A 17,188-nucleotide genomic window follows, 5' to 3' on the forward strand; every position below is an offset into this window, starting at 1 on the left:
AGAGTGCTCCGGCCGGCCCCACCCGGCGATACCCGATACGGCGCCGGCCAAACCGCGCGCCGCGACATCAGGCGTCGCGCGGGAGGTCGCCGCGGGCCGTCGCCGCGCGACGGTCGACGGCGCCGCGCGCCGGGCTCAGCCCAGCTCCAGGATGAGGTCACCCGCCTCGACCCGCCGGACGGCGCTGACGGCGAGCCGGCGGACGGTGCCGGCCTGGCCGGCGGTGATGGCCGCCTCCATCTTCATCGCCTCGATGGTGGCGACGGTGCCGCCGGCCTCGACGACGTCGCCCTCGGCGACGGTGAGGGTGACGACGCCGGCGAAGGGCGCCGCGACGTGGCGCGGGTTCGCCGGGTCGGCCTTCTCGGCGGGCGTGTGGTCGGAGACGATCGAGCGGTCGCGGATCTGCAGCGGCCGGAGCTGGCCGTTCAGCGTCGCCATGACGGTGCGCACGCCGCGTTCGTCGGCCTCGCCGATGGCCTGCAGCTCGATCAGCAGCCGCACGCCGGGCTCGAGGTCGACGGGGTACTCCTGGTTGGCGCGCAGGCCGTAGAAGAACTCGCGGGTCGACAGCACGCTGGTGTCGCCGTAGGCCTCGCGGTGCGCCTGGTGCTCGCGCGCCGGCCCGGGGAACAGCAGCCGGTTCAGGGTGTCGCGCCGGTCGGCGGCCAGTCCGGCGCGGTCGTCGTCGGAGAGGTCGGCGGCGACGGGCGTGTACGGGCGGCCGGCCAGCGCCTTGGTGCGGAAGGGCTCGGGCCAGCCGCCGGGCGGGTCGCCCAGCTCGCCGTGCAGGAACCGGATGACGGAGTCGGGGATGTCGTACGCGTCGGGCGAGGCGGCGAAGTCGTCGGGCGACACCCCGGCGCCGACGAGGTGCAGCGCGAGGTCGCCGACCACCTTCGACGACGGCGTCACCTTGACCAGGCGGCCGAGGATGCGGTCGGCGGCGGCGTACAGGTCCTCGATCTCCTCGAACCGGTCGCCCAGCCCGAGCGCGACCGCCTGGGTGCGCAGGTTGGACAGCTGCCCACCGGGGATCTCGTGGTGGTAGACGCGGCCCGTGGGCGCGCCCAGCCCGGACTCGAACGGCGCGTACAGCGTGCGGACGCCCTGCCAGTACGGTTCGAGGTCGCCGACGGCGCGCAGGTCGAGCTCGGTCGGACGGTCCGACGCCTCGGCCGCGGCGACGATGGCCGACAGCGAGGGCTGCGACGTCGTGCCGGCCATGGACGCGACGGCGCCGTCGACGGCGTCGACCCCGGCCTCGGCGGCGGCGAGGTACGTGGCCAGCTGCCCGCCGGCGGTGTCGTGGGTGTGCAGGTGCACCGGCAGCTCGAACTCGCGGCGCAGGGCCGTCACCAGCCGCGTGGCGGCGGGCGGGCGGAGCAGCCCGGCCATGTCCTTGATCGCCAGCACGTGCGCGCCCGCGGCGACGATCTGCTCGGCCAGCCGCAGGTAGTAGTCGAGGGTGTACTGCGTCTCGCCGGGGTCGCTGAGGTCGGCCGTGTAACACATCGCGACCTCGGCGACCGCCGTCCCGGTCTCGCGGACGGCGTCGATGGCGGGGCGCATCGGCTCGACGTTGTTGAGCGCGTCGAAGATGCGGAAGATGTCCACCCCGGTGGCGGCGGCCTCCTGCACGAAGGCCGTCGTGACGTCGACGGGGTACGGCGTGTAGCCGACGGTGTTGCGGCCGCGGAGCAGCATCTGCAGGCAGATGTTCGGCACCGCCCGGCGCAGCGCCGCCAGCCGCTCCCACGGGTCCTCGGCCAGGAACCGCAGCGCGACGTCGTAGGTGGCGCCGCCCCAGCACTCCAGCGAGAGCAGCTCGGGCACCGTGTGCGCGACCACCGGCGCGGCCGCGACCAGGTCCTTCGTGCGCACCCGGGTGGCCAGCAGCGACTGGTGCGCGTCGCGGAACGTGGTGTCGGTGACGTGCAGCGACGGCGACGAGCGCAGCCAGGCGGCGAAGCCGTCCGGCCCCAACTCGTCCAGCCGCTGCTTGGAGCCGGCCGGCGGCGGCCCGGTGGGCGCCGGCGGCAGCTTCAGCGCGGGCTCGGCGGCGAGCGGCGGCTCGCCGTGCGGCCGGTTCACGGTGACGTCGGCGAGGTAGCTGAGCAGCCGGGTGCCGCGGTCGGCCGACACCCGGCCGGCCAGCAGGTGCGGGTGCTCGTCGATGAACGACGTCGTGACCCCGCCGGCCCGGAAGTCGGGATCGTCGAGCACGGCCTGCAGGAACGGGATGTTGGTGCGGACGCCGCGGATGCGGAACTCGGCCAGCGCCCGGCGGGCCCGCGCCGCGGCGGCGTCGAAGTCGCGGCCCCGGCAGGTCAGCTTCACCAGCATGGAGTCGAAGTGCGGGCTGATCTCGCTGCCGGCGTGGGTGGTGCCGCCGTCGAGCCTGATGCCCGAGCCGCCCGGCGAGCGGTACGCGCTGATGGTGCCGGTGTCGGGCTGGAAGCCGTCGGAGGGGTCCTCGGTGGTGATGCGGCACTGCAGCGCCGCGCCCCGCACGGTGATGGTGTCCTGAGCGAGGCCGAGCTCGGCCAGCCGCTCCCCCGCGGCGATGCGGAACTGCGCCTGCACCAGGTCGACGTCGGTGACCTCCTCGGTCACCGTGTGCTCGACCTGGATGCGCGGGTTCATCTCGATGAACACGTGCCGGCCCGCGGGGTCGAGCAGGAACTCGACGGTCCCGGCGTTGCGGTAGCCGATGTGCCGGGCGAACCGGACGGCGTCGGCGCAGATGCGGTCGCGCAGGGCGGGGTCGAGGTTCGGCGCGGGCGCCAGCTCGACCACCTTCTGGTGCCGCCGCTGCACCGAGCAGTCGCGCTCGAACAGGTGGATGACGTCGCCCTGCCCGTCGGCGAGGATCTGCACCTCGATGTGCCGCGGGCTCACCACGGCCTGCTCGAGGAAGAGCGTGGGGTCGCCGAACGCCGCCGCGGCCTCGCGGGCCGCGGTGTCGAGCGCCTCGGGCAGCTGCGCGGCGTCGTTGACCTGGCGCATGCCCCGGCCGCCGCCACCGGCGACGGCCTTGACGAACAGCGGGAACCCGATCTCCTGCGCGGCCGCCAGCAGCTCCTCGCGGTCCGGCGACGGCGCCGACGACCGCAGCACCGGGACGTCGGCCTCGCGGGCCGCCGCCACGGCGTGCGCCTTGTTGCCCGTCAGCCGGAGCAGCTCGGCCGGCGGCCCGATGAACGTGATGCCCGCCTCGGCGCACGCCTGCGCCAGGCCGGCGTTCTCGGAGAGGAACCCGTAGCCCGGGTACACCGCGTCGGCGCCGGACTCCGTCGCCGCCCGCACGATCTCGCTCACCGACAGGTAGGCCCGCACGGGGTGCCCCGGCTCGCCGATCTCGTACGCCTCGTCGGCCTTCAGCCGGTGCAGCGAGTTGCGGTCCTCGTGCGGGAACACCGCGACGGTGCGAACGCCCAGCTCGTACGCGGCACGGAACGCACGGATCGCGATCTCGCCGCGGTTGGCCACGAGCACCTTCCGGATCATGCCCACCCCTTATCGTCGGTTGGCGGCACTGTATCGAGCGGCCCTAGCGGTACAGGGCTCCCGGGGTACGCCCGAACGCGGCGCGGAACGCGGTGATGAACGCGCTGGCGGACGAGTAGCCGCACGCGGCGGCCACGCGGGTGACGGTGTCGCCGCGGGCGAGCATGAGGACGGCGCGGTGCAGCCGCAGCTGGTGGCGCCAGACGGCGAAGCTCATGCCCACCTCGTCGTGGAAGAGCCGCGAGAGGGTGCGCTCGCTCGCTCCGACGCGACGGCCCAGCGCGGCCAGGGCCGGCGACGTGGTGAGGTCGGCCTCGATGACGGCCTGCACGTCGCGCAGCCGCGGATCGCGCAGCACCGGGAGCATGGTCGGCGGCTCCGGCGCCGGCTCGACGTGGTCGACGAGGACGCGCAGCAGCCGGCGGGCGGCCGGGGTGGTGGCCGGCCCGTTCCGGGAGCAGGCGATCATCAGCTCGCGGACCAGCGGCGACACCGGTACCAGCGACGGGACGTGCCCGGCGGGCGGCATGAGCCCGGCGGGGACGCCGACCAGGTGCACGGTGGTGGCGCCGTGCACCTGCCAGTGATGGATCGTGCCGCCGGGCACCCAGACGGCGCGGACCGACGGCGTGTACCACGTGCCGTCGGCCACGATCACCTCCAGCACGCCGGAGCTGGCGCAGATGAGCTGGTGGTCGTCGTGACGATGCGGAGTGACCTCGTCGCCGGCCGAGAGGTGGCGGGTCTCGGTCGGTGCGACGGGGACGTGGCGGATTCCTGACATCACTCGTCAGTCTAGTGAAAGCGCGCCGCCGCGGGCCCGGTGACGCTGGAGGTATGACGTCCCCCGAGTCCCGCCGCGGTGCGCGCCTGCTGGCGTACGCGCACCTGACGGTCGACTTCCACCAGGGCGCGATGGCCGCCCTCGTTCCCTTCCTCGTGCTGGAACGCGGGTACACCCATGCCGCCGCCGCGGGCGTCGTGCTGGCCTTCTCGCTGTCGTCCTCCGTCGTGCAGCCGCTGTTCGGGGCGCTGGGCGATCGGTGGCGGATGCCGTGGTTGATCCCGGTGAGCGTCGCCGTCGCCGGAGCCGGCCTCGCCGCCGTCGCCGTGTCGGAGGCGCTCTGGCCCACGGCGGTCGCGGCGGCCGTCTCGGGCGTCGGCGTGGCCGCGTTCCACCCCGCCGGCGCCGGGCGCGCCCGGGAGCTCAGCGGCGACGACCACGTCGTCATGTCCTGGTTCTCCCTCGGCGGGAACCTCGGCTTCGCGTTCGCCCCGCTCGTCGTCGCCGCGACGGTCGGCCTGCTCGGCCTGCGGGCCGGCCCGCTGCTCGCGATCCCGGCGATCACCGGCCTCGTCGCCGTCGCCCTGATCGGCCGCGGCCACGCCCCCGCGTCGGCCGGCCCTCGGGTGGCGCGAGCGCGGGCGGGCCGCGACGACTGGCGCTCGTTCGCCCGCATGTCGGTGGCGATCGCGTGCCGGTCCGTCGTGTTCGTCGGGACGGGCTCGTTCCTCGTCCTGTTCATGCACCAGCACCGCGGCGCCGGCACCACCGTCGCGGCCGCCGCGCTGGTCGTCTTCTATCTCGGCGGGGCGTTCGGGACGGCCATCGGCGGGTACCTCGCGCGTCGTTGGCCGCGCACGACGATCCTGCGCTGGGCCTACCTCGTCGCCGGCCCGGTGGTCGCCGGCATGCTGCTGGTCCCCGGACCGGCCGCGTTCGTGCTCGTCGCGCTGGCGTCGCTCGTGCTGTACGTGCCGTTCTCGCTGCACGTCAGCCTCGGGCAGGACTACCTGCCCCGGCACGTCGGCACCGCCAGCGGCGTCACGCTGGGGCTGGCCGTCTCGGCCGGCGGGCTGGCCACGCCGGGCATCGGCGCCCTGGCCGACAGCGTCGGCCTCGCCCACGCCCTGCTCCCCCTGGCCGCGCTGCCCGCGCTCGCCTTCGTCGTCCTGCTCGGCCTGACCGACCCGCTCGCCGCGTCAGGTGGTCGCGGTGGCGCCCGCCGCCCAGGAGGCGAGCAGCTGGAGCCGTTCGGCGGACGGGGAGCCGGGCTCGGCGGTGTAGACGAGGAGCACGAGGCCCGGCTCGGCGGTGATGGCCAGCTCCTCGTAGGCGAGGGTGAGCTCGCCGACGAGCGGATGGCGGAACCGCTTGGTGCCGGCGCCGTGGGTGCGGACGTCGTGGCCGGCCCAGAGGCGGCGGAAGGTCTCGCTGCGGGTGGAGAGCTCGCCGACGAGGTCCTGCAGCCCGCGGTCGTGCGGGTCGCGGCCGGCCTCGGCCCGCATGATGCCCACACACATCTCGGCGAACAGCTCCCAGTCCGGGTAGAAGTCGCGGGCGGCGGGGTCGAGGAACTGGAAGCGCGCGAGGTTGGGCGTGCGTCCCCCGTCGCCGATGACCGGTGAGTAGAACGCGCGGCCGAGCGCGTTGGCGGCGAGCAGGTTCTGGTGCGGGTCGCGGACGAACGCCACGCCGTCCTTGATCGCGTCGAGCGTCCACTGCAGGCTCGTGCGGGACGCCGCCCTGGCCGGCACGCGGCGACGGGCCCGCCCCGACGTGGGCACGCCGTCGGCGGCGCGGGCGAGGTCGAACAGGTGGGCCCGTTCGGTGTCGTCGAGCTGCAGCGCCCGGGCGAGCGCCTCGAGCACCCCGGACGACGCGCCGGCGATCTGGCCGCGCTCCAGCCGCGCGTAGTACTCGACGCTGAGCCCGGCGACGGCCGCGACCTCGCTGCGGCGCAGCCCGGGCACCCGCCGGCGGCCCGTGGCCGGGAGACCGGCCTGGTCAGGGGTGAGACGCGCGCGACGGGTGGTGAGGAACTCGCGCACCTCCTGCCGATTGTCCACACCCCGAGCCTAGGCCGGTCGAGGCCTCTGATGGGTGCCCTGCTGGTACACCCATCGTCAGTGACTTCCTGCCCGGCCGGCGATCGGGTGGACTCGATGTCATGCGTCAAGTAGTCATGTACGGACCCGGGGACGTCCGGGTCGAGGAACGCGCCGACCCCACCATCCTGGAGCCGACCGATGCGATCGTCCGGCTGAGCGCCACCTGCGTCTGCGGCAGCGACCTGTGGCCCTACCGCGGCGCCGAGCCGGTCGACCACCAGGTGATGGGACACGAGTACGTCGGCGTCGTCGAGGAGGTCGGCGCCGACGTGCGCACCGTCGCGCCGGGCGACTTCGTCGTCGGCTCGTTCTGGGCCTCCGACAACACCTGCGAGATCTGCCGGGCCGGGTACCAGGCGTACTGCGTGCACCGGGTCCTCATGGGCACCATCGGCACCCAGGCCGAGCTGGCCCGCGTCCCGCTCGCCGACGGCACCCTCGTCGCCACCCCCGGCCGGCCCGACCCGGATCTCGTCCCCTCGCTGCTGGCCGCCTCCGACGTCCTCGGCACCGGCTGGTTCGCCGCCGTCGCGGCCCAGGCCGGCCCGGGCCGGACGGTCGCGGTCGTCGGCGACGGCGCGGTCGGGCTGCTCGCGGTGCTGGCCGCCCGGCAGCTCGGCGCCGAGAGGGTCATCGCGTTCAGCCGGCACGCCGATCGTCAGGCCCTGGCCCGCGAGTTCGGCGCCACGGACATCGTCGAGGAACGCGGCGACGCCGGCGTCGCGGAGGTCAAGGCCCGCACCGGCGGCCTCGGCGCCCACTCCGTCATCGAGGCCGTCGGCACCCAGGAGGCCATGATGCAGGCCATCCACGCCACCCGCCCCGGCGGCCACGTCGGCTTCGTCGGCGTCTCCCACGACGTCGCCATCCCCGGCGACGACCTGTTCATGGCGGGGGTGCACCTGCACGGCGGCCCGGCTCCGGTCCGCCAGTACCTGCCGCACCTGATCCAGCTCATCTGGGACCGCGAGATCGACCCCGGCAAGGTCTTCGACCTCACCCTGCCGCTCGACCGGGCGGCCGAGGCGTACCGGGCGATGGACCAGCGCACCGCCACCAAGGTCCTGCTCACCCCATGACCCGTGTCCCGGCGACTGCTGGGTGGCCGCCCACTCGGTGAGCCGACCGCCCGCTCGGTGAGCCGGCCGCCCGCAGCGGCTGGCGCCGGCCCGCCCATCGGGTGCGTCGGCCCGCCCACTGGGTGGGCCACCCCTCCCGGCCGGGTGGGCCCCACCTTAGGCGCAGGCACCGACAACCGTGCGCCTCGAGTCCGCTGGCGGCACGGTCACTGCCACCGTCGAGGCCGTCCCGGCTGATCCACCGGGACGGCGCCCGGTCGGCTGCGGCACGGCGTGGGATCATGGGCGCTCCTGCCGCCGTCGCCCGGGAGGCCGAGGCCCATGGCCCGCGAGAGGCTCGACACCGCGCCGCTGACCCGTCGCGCCACGTGGCCGCGGTGGCGCCGGTTCCGGGCCGAGGCCATCGCCGGCCGGCACGGCGCCGATCTGGCCGAACCCCGCTGGTGGAGGCGGTCCGCGTTCGCGCTGCTGACGACCCTGCTCGTCGTCGGCGCGCCCGTGCTGCCGGTGGCCGTGCTCGTCACCGAAGGCGCCACGGCCCTGGGGCTGTCCGTGGCGGCGCTGTGGACCGCGGGCATGGTGGCGGTCGTCGTCATCAGCTGGTGGTCGCGGCACGACTCCTGGGGGCCGCGCGCCCGCACCCGGCTCCGCCTCACCGAGTTCGCCCGGGCCAACGATCTGCGCTACCAACCGGCGGCGGGCGGGCCCCGGCAGAAGGCGCACATCTTCGGCTCCGCCACCCGGCGCAGCCACCTGGACCGCTTCGAGGCGCCGCACGGCTTCGTCGTCGCGAACTACCAGGAGCTCTTCGACGACGGCGCCTCCGAGTCCGACAGCTTCGAGGCCGGTTACGTGGTGTTCACGCTGCGCGAGTCCTACCCGCACACCCTGGTGACGACGCGGGCCACGCACCGGCCCCGCCGGCTCCGCGACGTCGATCCGGTGGACGGCCCCGACGGCACCCGGGTGTGGAGCACCAAGCCCGAGTACCCGCTGCTGCAGCGGCTGCTGCTCGACACCGGCATCGTCGGCCACGCGCACGGCTTCGGCCGGTCGGCCGAGGTCGAGATCGTCGGCGACGAGCTGTTCCTGCTGACCGGAGGCTTCCTGCGGCTGCGCTCACCGCGCGTGTGGCGGCGCCTCGACGCCGCGGCCGAGGCGCTCGCGCCGTTCCTCGCCCTGCCCGACGGCGGCGGCCGGCCCAGCGGCCCCGTCGTCATCGCCGAGAGGTAGGAGCGCCTACCCCAACGGCCCCGCGTACTGCCGTGGCTCGGGGTCGCGCAGCGGGCCGAGGGACGACCCGAGCCAGCCGGCCGGGGTGAACGACGCGTAGAGGCGGGGCAGCGCCTCGCGCAGCGCCCGCTCGTACTCGCGGGGGTCGTCGCGGACGAACACGAGGGCGTTCGGGTCCTGGCCGGTCAGGTCGAACGTGTAGAGGCCGGTCGGATGCGAGGCGGCCCGGCACGGGACCAGCTCGTTGCGCACCACGACGTCCCCGGGCGCGACGTCAGAGCCGGCGACGATCTCGTGCGTGCCGTCCGGGTGCCGCACGAGCGCCGAGCCGGACACCTCGATCCAGGCGGCGGTCTCCCACACCGCGTGCCGCCGCCCGTAGACGCGCTCGGCGACCTCGGCCGGCGGGTCCTCGTCGAGCGCCCGCAGGAAGTCGATCCGCGTCGACACGCCCAGCCCGTAGAGCAGGTAGCGCTTCAGCGCCGGGTGCAGGCCGTCGATCCAGCGCAGGTCGTCGAACCACCAGAGCGTGTTGTGCGCGCCGTAGGAGAAGCAGTCGACCTCGGTGGCGCACGGGTACAGCGCGAGCGGCAGGCCGGAGTCGACCAGGCGGATGACGGCCAGCGGGTCGAGGTAGACGTTCCACTCCAGGTAGTCCAGCGACGTCGAGCCCGCGCTGAGGTGGATGCGGGCGACCTTCTCGCGGACCAGCGCCGGGTCGCGGTTGAAGGCGACGGCGATCGGGCGGGCCGATCCGAACGACATGAGGTGGACGGGCGTGTCCGACGCCCGCAGGGTGTCCAGCAGCAGCTCCGGCCCGGTCTGCTGGAACGGCGGCACGTCGCGCAGCTGGTCGTCGACGGTGCGCATGCGGGCGAACGGCGAGATCCCGTACGGCACCTGCCGGCCGAACAGGGCGTTCAGCTGCGTGACGGGGATGACGCCCGGCTCCCGCGGCCCCGGGTAGCCCGGCACGCCCTCGCTGACCGACTCGCGCTTCTCGGCCGACACGTCCAGGACGATCGCCCGCAGGTCGACGCGGTCGAGCCCGAACGGCAGCAGCAGGTCGAAGTTGTCACCCGGATCCTCGGGCGGCTGATAGAGGTCGGTGACCACGATCACGGGGGTCGGCATGGCCCGACTCTACTCGAATAGATACCCTGCTCCTATACTCGTCGCACGACGAAAGGCGCAGGTATCGATGAACGACATGGAGCGCCGGCGCGCACCCACGCGGACCGACGTCGCCCGACTGGCCGGGGTGAGCACGGCCGTCGTCAGCTACGTCACCAACGACGGCCCGCGCCCGGTCGCCGCCGCCACCCGCGAGAAGGTGCTGGCGGCCATGCGCGAGCTCGACTACCGCCCCAACGCGGTGGCCCGGGCGCTGCGCCTCCAGCGCGCCCAGGCCGTCGGCCTCGTCGTCCCCGACGTCAGCAACACCTACTTCGGCGCCCTGGCGCGCGAGCTGTCGAACCAGGCGTTCACCGCCGGCTACGCCCTGCTGCTCGGCGACTCCGACGACGATCCCGACCGCGAGCGCGCCCAGATCGAGTCGCTGGTGAGCCACCAGATCGACGGCCTGATCATCGTCAGCCTCGCCCCCGACTCGGTGGCCGACGTCAACGGCACCCCGACGGTGTACCTCAACCAGCGCAGCCAGCCCGGCCAGCTGTCCGTCATCGTCGACAACGAGGGCGGCGCCCGGCTCGCCGTGTCGCACCTGGTCGAGCACGGGCGGCGGCGCATCGCGCACCTGGGCGGACGTGAGGGCGCTCCCGGCGCCGACGAGCGGCGGGCCGGCTGGGCGGCCGCGCTGGCGGCGGCCGGGCTGACCGCCGACCCCGCCCTGGTCCGGACGGCGGAGTACAGCCGCGTCGCCGGTCACGAGGCGGCGGCCGAGCTGCTGACCCGCGCGCCCCGGCCCGACGCCGTGTTCGTGGCCTCCGACGTCCAGGCGCTCGGCCTGCTCGCCGCGGCGCGCGAGCTCGGCATCTCGGTGCCGCACGACCTCGCCGTCGTGTCGTTCGACGGCACCGACGACGCCGTGTTCAGCGACCCGCCGCTCACCGCCGTCGAGCAGCCCGTCCCGGCCATCGCGGAGGCCGCTCTCCAGGCGGTCCTGGGCCAGGCGGCGCCGGCCGCGGGCGGCCTCGTCCCCGTCCGCCTGGTCGTGCGCGCGTCGTGCGGGTGCCCGCCGGGTCACTGACGGGCGCGGCGCCACCGGGTGAGCTCTTCCGACGTCGGGTAGGAGCCCTGCGCCCCGGGCCGTGTCGCCACGTACGCGCCGGCCTCGACGGCCCGGGCCGCCGCGCCGGCCGGGTCCAGGTCCGCCGCCAGCCCCGCCACCAGGGCGCCCATGAACGCGTCGCCGCACCCGGTGGTGTCCACCGCGTCGACCCGCGGCGCGACGAGCTCGGCCGTCCGACCGCCCGCCGCCTCGTGCAGCAGCGCGCCCCGGGCGCCCAGCGTCACCAGGACGTCGCAGCCGCCGAACCGCGCGCTGGCCGCGTCGGCCCGCCCGGCCACCGGGCCGTCGCCGGCCAGCATCGCCAGCTCGTGCTCGTTCACCACGAGCAGCGCGCCCGGGCCGAGCAGGCCGCCGGGCAGCGGCCGCATCGGTGACGGGTTGAGGACGAAGCGCGCGCCGAGCTCCCGGGCCCGGGCCGCGGCCGCGAGCACGGCGTCGTCGGGGACCTCGAAGCCGGTGACGACGAACCGCGCCGCACGCACCGCCGACGTCACCGCGGCCGCGTCGAGGCACAGGTTCGCCCCGCCGCTGACGACGATCAGGTTCTCGGCGTCCGCGTCGACGAGCACGACGGCCTCCCCCGTCGGCGCGTCGGCGCGCACGACCCCCGTGACGTCGACCCCCGCCGCGGCGACCGACGCCAGCAGGTCGTCGCCGCCCCGGTCCCGGCCCACGGCGCCCACGAGCGCGACGTCGGCGCCGAGCAGCGCCGCGGCGACGGCCTGGTTCGCGCCCTTCCCGCCCGCCGCCGTCGAGCTGCTCCGCGCGTGGATGGTGTGCCCCGCCGCGGGCAGGCGCTCGACCCGGAACGTGCGGTCCACGTTGAGCGAGCCCACCACGACGACCCGCGCGGTCATCCCTTGAGCCCCGTCGTCGACAACGACTCGGTGTACTGCTTCTGGAAGAACAGCAGCAGCACCATCGGGATGATCGTCAGCACGAACGAGCCGGCGAAGATCTGCCCGAGGTCGACGGTGAACAGCGTGCTGAGGTTGGCCAGCGCGATCGGCGCGAGCTGGCGTTCCGGCGAGGTCCCGATCAGCAGTGGCCACAGGTAGGCCTGCCACTGCGACAGGAACAGCATCATGCCGGCGCCGATGAGCGCGGGCTTCGACAACGGCAGGACGATGCGCCACAGCGTCGCGATGCGGCCGAGCCCGTCGACCTCGGCAGCCTCGAGCAGTTCCGCCGGGATGCCCAGGAAGAACTGCCGCAGGACGAAGATCGCGAAGCCGTTGGCCAGCGCGGGCAGCACCAGGCCCGCGTAGGAGTCGCTCAGGTGCCAGTCCTGGAACAGGCTCGACAGCGGGATCGCGATGGCGTCGAACGGGATCATCGCCACCAGCACGATGAAGGTGAATACGACGCCGCGCCCGGGGAAGTCGATCGTGGCGAGGGCGTACGCCGCGGGCACCGCGATGGCCAGGCCGAACACGATGGTGAGGCCGGCCACCAGGAAGCTGTTGAACAGGCCGGTGAGGAACGGCCCGGACAGCAGCCCGGAGTAGTTCGTGAGGTCGCCGCCCACCGGGACGAACGCCAGCCACGACAGCGGCGCCATGTTGTCGACGTAGCTGTTGCCGGGCCGGGTGGACGAGACGAACACCCACCACACCGGGAGGAAGACCGCGAGGGCGGCCAGCACCGCCGCGGCCGTCAGGACGATGGTTCCGCCGCGCGAGCGCCTCATGACTTCTCCTCCCGGAGCAGCCGGAACTGGACGGCGACGATGACGGCGAGCAGCAGCATGAGGATGACGACCTCCGCCTGGCCGACGCCGACGTCGCCGAGCAGGTAGGTCCGGTTGTAGATGTCGAACATGATCAGGTTCGTCGACCCGTTCGGGCCGCCCTTCGTCAGGATCTGCACGGGCGCGAACAGCAGGAACGACCCCACCGTGCAGGCGATCAGCACGAACGCCATCGGCCGCTTGAGCAGCGGGAGCGTGATCGAGAGCAGCCGGCGCCACCACCCCGCGCCGTCGAGCGCCGCCGCCTCGTAGAGCGAGTCGGGGATGTCCTTCAGCCCGGCGATCACGAAGATCATCCAGTATCCGAGGGCACCCCAGGTGACCATGATGCCGATCGAGAACGCCGCCTGGCTCGCCGACGTCAGGAACGGCTGCGGCGGCAGCCCCACGAGCTCGAGCAGGGCGTTGACGAGACCGTCGGGCTGCAGCGCGGTGCTCCAGATGAGCGCCACCACCGCGCCCGGCACGGCGGCCGGCACGAAGATCATCGACCGCCAGAGTCCGACCAGGGGCAGCCGCTGCGCGGTGAGCAGGGCGAGCGCCGTCGACAGCACCACGATCGCGGGGTTGAGGACGAGGTTGAAGACCAGCGTCACCACCAGCACGGAGTGGAACCCGGGGTCGCTGAGCAGGTGGGTGTAGTTCGACAGGCCGTCGAACTCTGAGGCGCCGGTCGACAGCGAGACGTGCCGGAAGCTCTGGCTCACCGCGCTGATCATCGGCACCACCCGCATCAGCACCAGGGCGACGAGCGCCGGGCTGAGCAGGGCGAAGGCCACCAGCGTGGTCCGCACGGACCGGCGCCGCCGGGCCGAGCCGGCCGGCCGCGGGCTCCCCCGCCGGACGGCGCGCCCCGTGGAGCGCGCCGTCCGCCGCGTCGCCGTCGCCGGTCGCATCACCGCAAGCGCTCGATCTGGGCGGAGATCTCCTCGTCGGCCTGCGCGGCCCGTTCGGCCGGGTCGGAGCCGTTGCGGATGTCGGAGAACAGCTGACCGGCGCCCGGCTCGAACACGCTGTAGCCGACCACGGCCGGGCGGTGCACGGCGTTGTTCTCGAGCTGGTACTGCAGGATCGCCCCGAAGCCGGCCGTCGCCGCGCCCGCCGACGCCTCGACCCCGTCGACGTAGGCCGCGAACGCCTCCTTGTTGGTGGGCGTGATGCCGGCCACCTCGGCCGCCTGGGCGTTGCCGGCCGCGTCGATGGTCAGGTAGCGCAGGAACTCCTCGGCGGCTTCGCGGTTCTCCGACTTCGACGAGATGCCCACCGCCCACGAGTCCGTGGACGTCGCCGGCTCGCCGCCCTCGAAGTAGGGCGCAGGCGCGACGCCGTAGTTGATCCCGCCGGCGTTCGCCACGCTCACGCCCCACGGACCGGAGATGATGAAAGCGCCCTTGCCCTCCTGGAACAGCGCGCCGTTCTTGTCGTTGGTGATGCCACGCGGCGAGAGCCCGTCCTCGAACAGGCCGTGATACCAGGTCAGCGCGCGCTGCCAGCCGTCGCCGGAGAAGTCCACGACCCCGTCGGCGTCGATGCCGTCGCCGCCGCCCGCGGAGACGCCCATCATCTGCAGCTGGTAGTAGGTGTCCCACTGGTCGAACAGCAGCGGGTACTCCGCCGCGCCGGCGCTCTGCACCGTCCGCGCCGCCTCGGTCAGCTGCTCGTACGTCCACGGCGAGGCCGGGTCGCCCGACGGCGGCTCGACACCGGCCGCGGCCAGGACGTCGGTGTTGTAGTAGAGGAACTGCGACGTGGTCCAGGGCGCGATCGCCAGCAGCTTGCCGTCCACCTCGCGCGCGGTGACCATGCTCTCACTCACGGCCGCGGCGACGGCGTCGTCGCGCAGGGCGGAGAGGTCGGCGAGGTAGCCCCGGTTGTTCCAGTCGAGGACGGCGCCACCGGCGTCGACGACCATGAGGTCGATGCCGTCGCCGCCGGCCCCCATCCGCTGGTTGATGGTGCTCGTGTACTGCGCGTAGGGGATGTTGAGCTGCTTCACGGTGATGTCCGGGTGCTGCTCCTCGAACCCCTCGATCGCGGTGGCCCAGGTCTCGGCCGGATCGGCGTTCGCGAAGGTCAGCGTGACCTCGCCGTCGCCGCCGCCGCCCGAGCCGTCCGTCGACGACCCGCCGCAGCCGGCGAGCACCAGCAGGCCGGCGCCGAGCGCGGCGGCGGCGGGGAGGATCCGGGACGTTCCCATGGCGTTTCTCCTCTTCGAGCGATGCTGGGATGGGTGTCAGGCGGTGGTGGCGGGCTGCGCCGCGACGAGGATGCGGCCCACGATCTCCTCGGTCACGCGCGGCACGTCCAGGTCGACGACGATCTCGTGCGGCCCGGCCGGGTCGGGGACGAACCGGGTCGTGCCCGCGGCGTCGCCCTCGGTCTCGACGGTGATGGCGCCGCGCTCGGTCGTGAACAGCTCCGGACGCGCCAGGGTGAGCACGGCGATGGGGTCGTGCGGCACGTTGGAGTCACGTTCGGTGAAGTCCCAGAAGCGGCGCATCTCCGCGCCGATCAGCGCGCCGAACGGACCCCGCGCCGCGATGGCGTCGAGCTCGGCCCGGCCGAGCCTGATGCGCTGGGTCTGGTCGAGGCCGACGGCCAGCAGGTCCAGGCCGGACCCGAACACCTCGGCGGCCGCGGTCACGTCGCAGCGGATGTTGTGCTCGACCACGCCGGCGCGGAACTCGCCGCCCATCATGACGACGCGTTTCGTCACCCGGTCGGGCCGGCGCAGCGCGACGGCGACGTTCGTGAGCGGGCCGATGGCCACGACGGTCGCCGTGGCCGCGAGCTCCTCGGTGGCGGCCCGGGCGGCCGCGTAGCGCTGCACGGCGAGGTCGGCGATGGTGGAGCCCTCGTGCCCCGGCCACCACACCGGCCGGCCGGACAGCGTCTCGGGCTCGCCCGCGGCGATCGGCGGCGCCGGCCGTCCCGTCGTCGCGAACGCCTTCGCGACGATCCGGGCGCGCAGGTCCACGTCGCCGTACACCGTCGTCACGGCGGACACGCCCAGCTCGGGCGAGCCCAGGACCATCGCGAGGGCCAGCAGGTCGTCGACGTCCGTGCCGATGTCGGTGTCGAGGGCGAAGGTGCAGCGCGCCGCCGAGCTGTCGTGGGTCATGGGTTCCCGTCTGTCTGCCGCGCGTCGCCGGGTTCACGAGCGGTCGTCCAAAGCCTGTCGTCGACGCATGCTATTCGAGTAGACTCGCCGCCGCAAGCATGGATCTACTCGAATAGCGCATCACGAGTAGATGCGCTCTGACGACGGATGACGGAGGCCATCGATGGCACCTTTCCGCACCATCAGACGATTCGGCGTGCTGGCGGCCGCGCTGGGCGTGGGCGCCCTGCTCGCGCCGCTGGGCACGGCGGCGGCGCAGGACGACGCGGGCCCGCGGCCGGCCCGCGACGGGGTCGCCTGGGACCCCGCGTCGCTGACCCAGGTGTACGCGCCGGAGCCCGGGTTCTACTCCTACGCGCCGTCAGTCGTGCGCGACGGCGACACCGAGTGGATCTGGTCCTGCCACAACGACCAGTCCCGCGTGATCGAGGACCACATCTACCTCACCAAGCGCGTCGACGGCGTCGTGACGGAGACGAGGTCGGTGCTGCACGCCTCGCCGGCGCCGGCCTGGGACAGCTTCCACACCTGCGACCCCAGCGTCGTGGCCGGCCGGTTCCACTACGGCGGCACCCGCTACTCGTACGCGATGTTCTACCTGGGCAACGACGTCGACGCCAGCGCGCACAACCAGGTCGGCGTCGCCTTCGCGACGGACCCGGCAGGGCCGTGGGTCAAGTACCCCGAGCCGATCGTGACGTCGGACCGCGTCGACCAGTGGGGCGCCGGCCAGCCGACCGCCGTCTCGCTCGCCGGCGACTCCGGGCGGGTGCTGCTCGCCTACACCCGCGGCGACACCTCCACCCGCGCCTACGCCAGCGTCGTCGACCTCACGCACGTCGAGCGGCTGCGGGTGGGCCCGCCCGTCCTGCTGCCGACGGACGGGCTCACCGGGGCCGACGGCGCCGCGGACTACCTCAACGGGTTCGACCTCGCCCTCGACCGCACCGGCCGGAACGTCGTGGTCGTCCGCGAACAGCACCCCTACCCCATCGACAACCCGTGGTGGATCGGCCCGTCGGTGCAGGTCGCGCGCCTGAGCCTGACGGACCTCCTGGCCGGGACGGGCACTTGGCAGCCGCTGGGCGACATCGACCACGACCTCACCGGGTTCACCCGCAACCACAACGCCGGCCTGGTGCGCACCTGGCGCGGCCGGCTCGCCGACGCCCGCGGCGTCGAGGTCGTCTTCACCAGTTCCTGCTCCAGCCTGCCCACCGTCGACGACCCCGACTGGAGCCAGGCCACCTGCGATTCGCTGTACTCGTACGACCTGTGGTCGATCACCGGGCGGTTCACCCGGTCGAGGTGATCCGGGCCCCCATGGTCGCGGCGCACCGTGAGTGTGCCGA

At 74.0% G+C, this 17,188-nt stretch carries 13 protein-coding genes and 1 pseudogene; 5 read left to right on the plus strand and 9 right to left on the minus strand.

Annotated elements, in window-relative coordinates; all coding sequences use genetic code 11:
* Window positions 1-135: 135 nt before the first annotated feature.
* Both BLV02_RS16035 and BLV02_RS16040 read right to left on the minus strand, forming a co-directional pair.
* Window positions 136-3,510: a pyruvate carboxylase gene (locus tag BLV02_RS16035; protein WP_069111956.1), complete on the minus strand. Its 3,375-nt coding sequence runs from the start codon at window positions 3,508-3,510 to the stop codon at window positions 136-138.
* Window positions 3,511-3,553: 43 nt separating this feature from the next.
* Window positions 3,554-4,294 carry a helix-turn-helix domain-containing protein gene (locus BLV02_RS16040; protein WP_069111705.1) on the minus strand — a complete coding sequence of 247 codons (741 nt, stop codon included), beginning with the start codon at window positions 4,292-4,294 and terminating at the stop codon, window positions 3,554-3,556.
* A gap of 131 nt (window positions 4,295-4,425) precedes the next feature.
* Here BLV02_RS16040 and BLV02_RS37615 point away from each other — a divergent pair.
* Window positions 4,426-5,316, plus strand: a pseudogene (locus tag BLV02_RS37615) (MFS transporter); the annotation flags it as partial.
* Between the two features lie 177 nt (window positions 5,317-5,493).
* Here the strand turns inward: BLV02_RS37615 and BLV02_RS16050 are convergent.
* A complete protein-coding gene (locus BLV02_RS16050) occupies window positions 5,494-6,360 on the minus strand; it encodes an MmyB family transcriptional regulator (protein WP_074946375.1) in 867 nt (288 codons plus the stop codon).
* Window positions 6,361-6,461: 101 nt separating this feature from the next.
* Here BLV02_RS16050 and BLV02_RS16055 point away from each other — a divergent pair, with 101 nt between their 5' ends.
* Together BLV02_RS16055 and BLV02_RS16060 are read left to right on the plus strand one after the other, a co-directional pair.
* Complete coding sequence (locus BLV02_RS16055) at window positions 6,462-7,481, plus strand: zinc-dependent alcohol dehydrogenase family protein (RefSeq protein ID WP_074946377.1); 1,020 nt, start codon at window positions 6,462-6,464, stop codon at window positions 7,479-7,481.
* Window positions 7,482-7,802: 321 nt separating this feature from the next.
* The gene (locus BLV02_RS16060) at window positions 7,803-8,714 is read left to right on the plus strand and encodes a hypothetical protein (RefSeq protein ID WP_069111702.1); all 912 of its coding nucleotides are present in this window, start codon (window positions 7,803-7,805) and stop codon (window positions 8,712-8,714) included.
* Window positions 8,715-8,720: 6 nt separating this feature from the next.
* Here the strand turns inward: BLV02_RS16060 and BLV02_RS36550 are convergent, their stop codons facing one another.
* The gene (locus BLV02_RS36550; RefSeq protein WP_069111701.1) at window positions 8,721-9,848 is read right to left on the minus strand and encodes a nucleoside hydrolase; all 1,128 of its coding nucleotides are present in this window, start codon (window positions 9,846-9,848) and stop codon (window positions 8,721-8,723) included.
* Window positions 9,849-9,915: 67 nt separating this feature from the next.
* On the opposite strand from BLV02_RS36550, the gene BLV02_RS16070 reads away from it, so the two are divergent.
* Window positions 9,916-10,923 carry a LacI family DNA-binding transcriptional regulator gene (locus BLV02_RS16070; RefSeq protein ID WP_069111700.1) on the plus strand — a complete coding sequence of 336 codons (1,008 nt, stop codon included), beginning with the start codon at window positions 9,916-9,918 and terminating at the stop codon, window positions 10,921-10,923.
* Here the strand turns inward: BLV02_RS16070 and BLV02_RS16075 are convergent.
* From BLV02_RS16075 to BLV02_RS16095, 5 genes are all read right to left on the minus strand, one after another.
* Window positions 10,917-11,822 (minus strand): ribokinase, encoded by a 906-nt coding sequence (locus BLV02_RS16075; protein ID WP_069111699.1) that lies wholly within the window; start codon window positions 11,820-11,822, stop codon window positions 10,917-10,919. The two genes, BLV02_RS16070 and BLV02_RS16075, sit on opposite strands and share 7 nt — an antisense overlap.
* Window positions 11,819-12,655, minus strand: a complete 837-nt coding sequence (locus BLV02_RS16080; RefSeq protein ID WP_069111698.1) for a carbohydrate ABC transporter permease — start codon at window positions 12,653-12,655, stop codon at window positions 11,819-11,821. The genes BLV02_RS16075 and BLV02_RS16080 overlap by 4 nt, the downstream gene beginning before the upstream one ends.
* Window positions 12,652-13,509 carry a carbohydrate ABC transporter permease gene (locus BLV02_RS16085; protein WP_069111955.1) on the minus strand — a complete coding sequence of 286 codons (858 nt, stop codon included), beginning with the start codon at window positions 13,507-13,509 and terminating at the stop codon, window positions 12,652-12,654. The genes BLV02_RS16080 and BLV02_RS16085 overlap by 4 nt, the downstream gene beginning before the upstream one ends.
* A 101-nt stretch (window positions 13,510-13,610) precedes the next feature.
* Window positions 13,611-14,912 (minus strand): sugar ABC transporter substrate-binding protein, encoded by a 1,302-nt coding sequence (locus BLV02_RS16090; RefSeq protein ID WP_069111697.1) that lies wholly within the window; start codon window positions 14,910-14,912, stop codon window positions 13,611-13,613.
* 36 nt (window positions 14,913-14,948) lie between these two features.
* Window positions 14,949-15,836, minus strand: coding sequence for a nucleoside hydrolase (locus tag BLV02_RS16095; protein ID WP_069111696.1), 888 nt, complete (start codon window positions 15,834-15,836; stop codon window positions 14,949-14,951).
* 163 nt (window positions 15,837-15,999) lie between these two features.
* On the opposite strand from BLV02_RS16095, the gene BLV02_RS16100 reads away from it, so the two are divergent.
* Window positions 16,000-17,148 (plus strand): glycoside hydrolase family protein, encoded by a 1,149-nt coding sequence (locus BLV02_RS16100; protein WP_141711596.1) that lies wholly within the window; start codon window positions 16,000-16,002, stop codon window positions 17,146-17,148.
* The last annotated feature ends 40 nt before the right edge of the window (window positions 17,149-17,188 follow it).

It is taken from the genome of Jiangella alba (assembly GCF_900106035.1).
Classification (GTDB): Bacteria; Actinomycetota; Actinomycetes; order Jiangellales; family Jiangellaceae; genus Jiangella; species Jiangella alba.

Bases quoted from the DNA above. Each gene is read 5' to 3' on its own strand.
- BLV02_RS16035 (WP_069111956.1), bottom strand. From the start codon at position 3,510: ATGATCCGGAAGGTGCTCGTGGCCAACCGCGGCGAGATCGCGATCCGT.
- BLV02_RS16040 (WP_069111705.1), bottom strand. From the start codon at position 4,294: ATGTCAGGAATCCGCCACGTCCCCGTCGCACCGACCGAGACCCGCCAC.
- BLV02_RS16055 (WP_074946377.1), top strand. From the start codon at position 6,462: ATGCGTCAAGTAGTCATGTACGGACCCGGGGACGTCCGGGTCGAGGAA.
- BLV02_RS16060 (WP_069111702.1), top strand. From the start codon at position 7,803: ATGGCCCGCGAGAGGCTCGACACCGCGCCGCTGACCCGTCGCGCCACG.
- BLV02_RS36550 (WP_069111701.1), bottom strand. From the start codon at position 9,848: ATGCCGACCCCCGTGATCGTGGTCACCGACCTCTATCAGCCGCCCGAG.
- BLV02_RS16070 (WP_069111700.1), top strand. From the start codon at position 9,916: ATGAACGACATGGAGCGCCGGCGCGCACCCACGCGGACCGACGTCGCC.
- BLV02_RS16075 (WP_069111699.1), bottom strand. From the start codon at position 11,822: ATGACCGCGCGGGTCGTCGTGGTGGGCTCGCTCAACGTGGACCGCACG.
- BLV02_RS16080 (WP_069111698.1), bottom strand. From the start codon at position 12,655: ATGAGGCGCTCGCGCGGCGGAACCATCGTCCTGACGGCCGCGGCGGTG.
- BLV02_RS16090 (WP_069111697.1), bottom strand. From the start codon at position 14,912: ATGGGAACGTCCCGGATCCTCCCCGCCGCCGCCGCGCTCGGCGCCGGC.
- BLV02_RS16095 (WP_069111696.1), bottom strand. From the start codon at position 15,836: ATGACCCACGACAGCTCGGCGGCGCGCTGCACCTTCGCCCTCGACACC.
- BLV02_RS16100 (WP_141711596.1), top strand. From the start codon at position 16,000: ATGGCACCTTTCCGCACCATCAGACGATTCGGCGTGCTGGCGGCCGCG.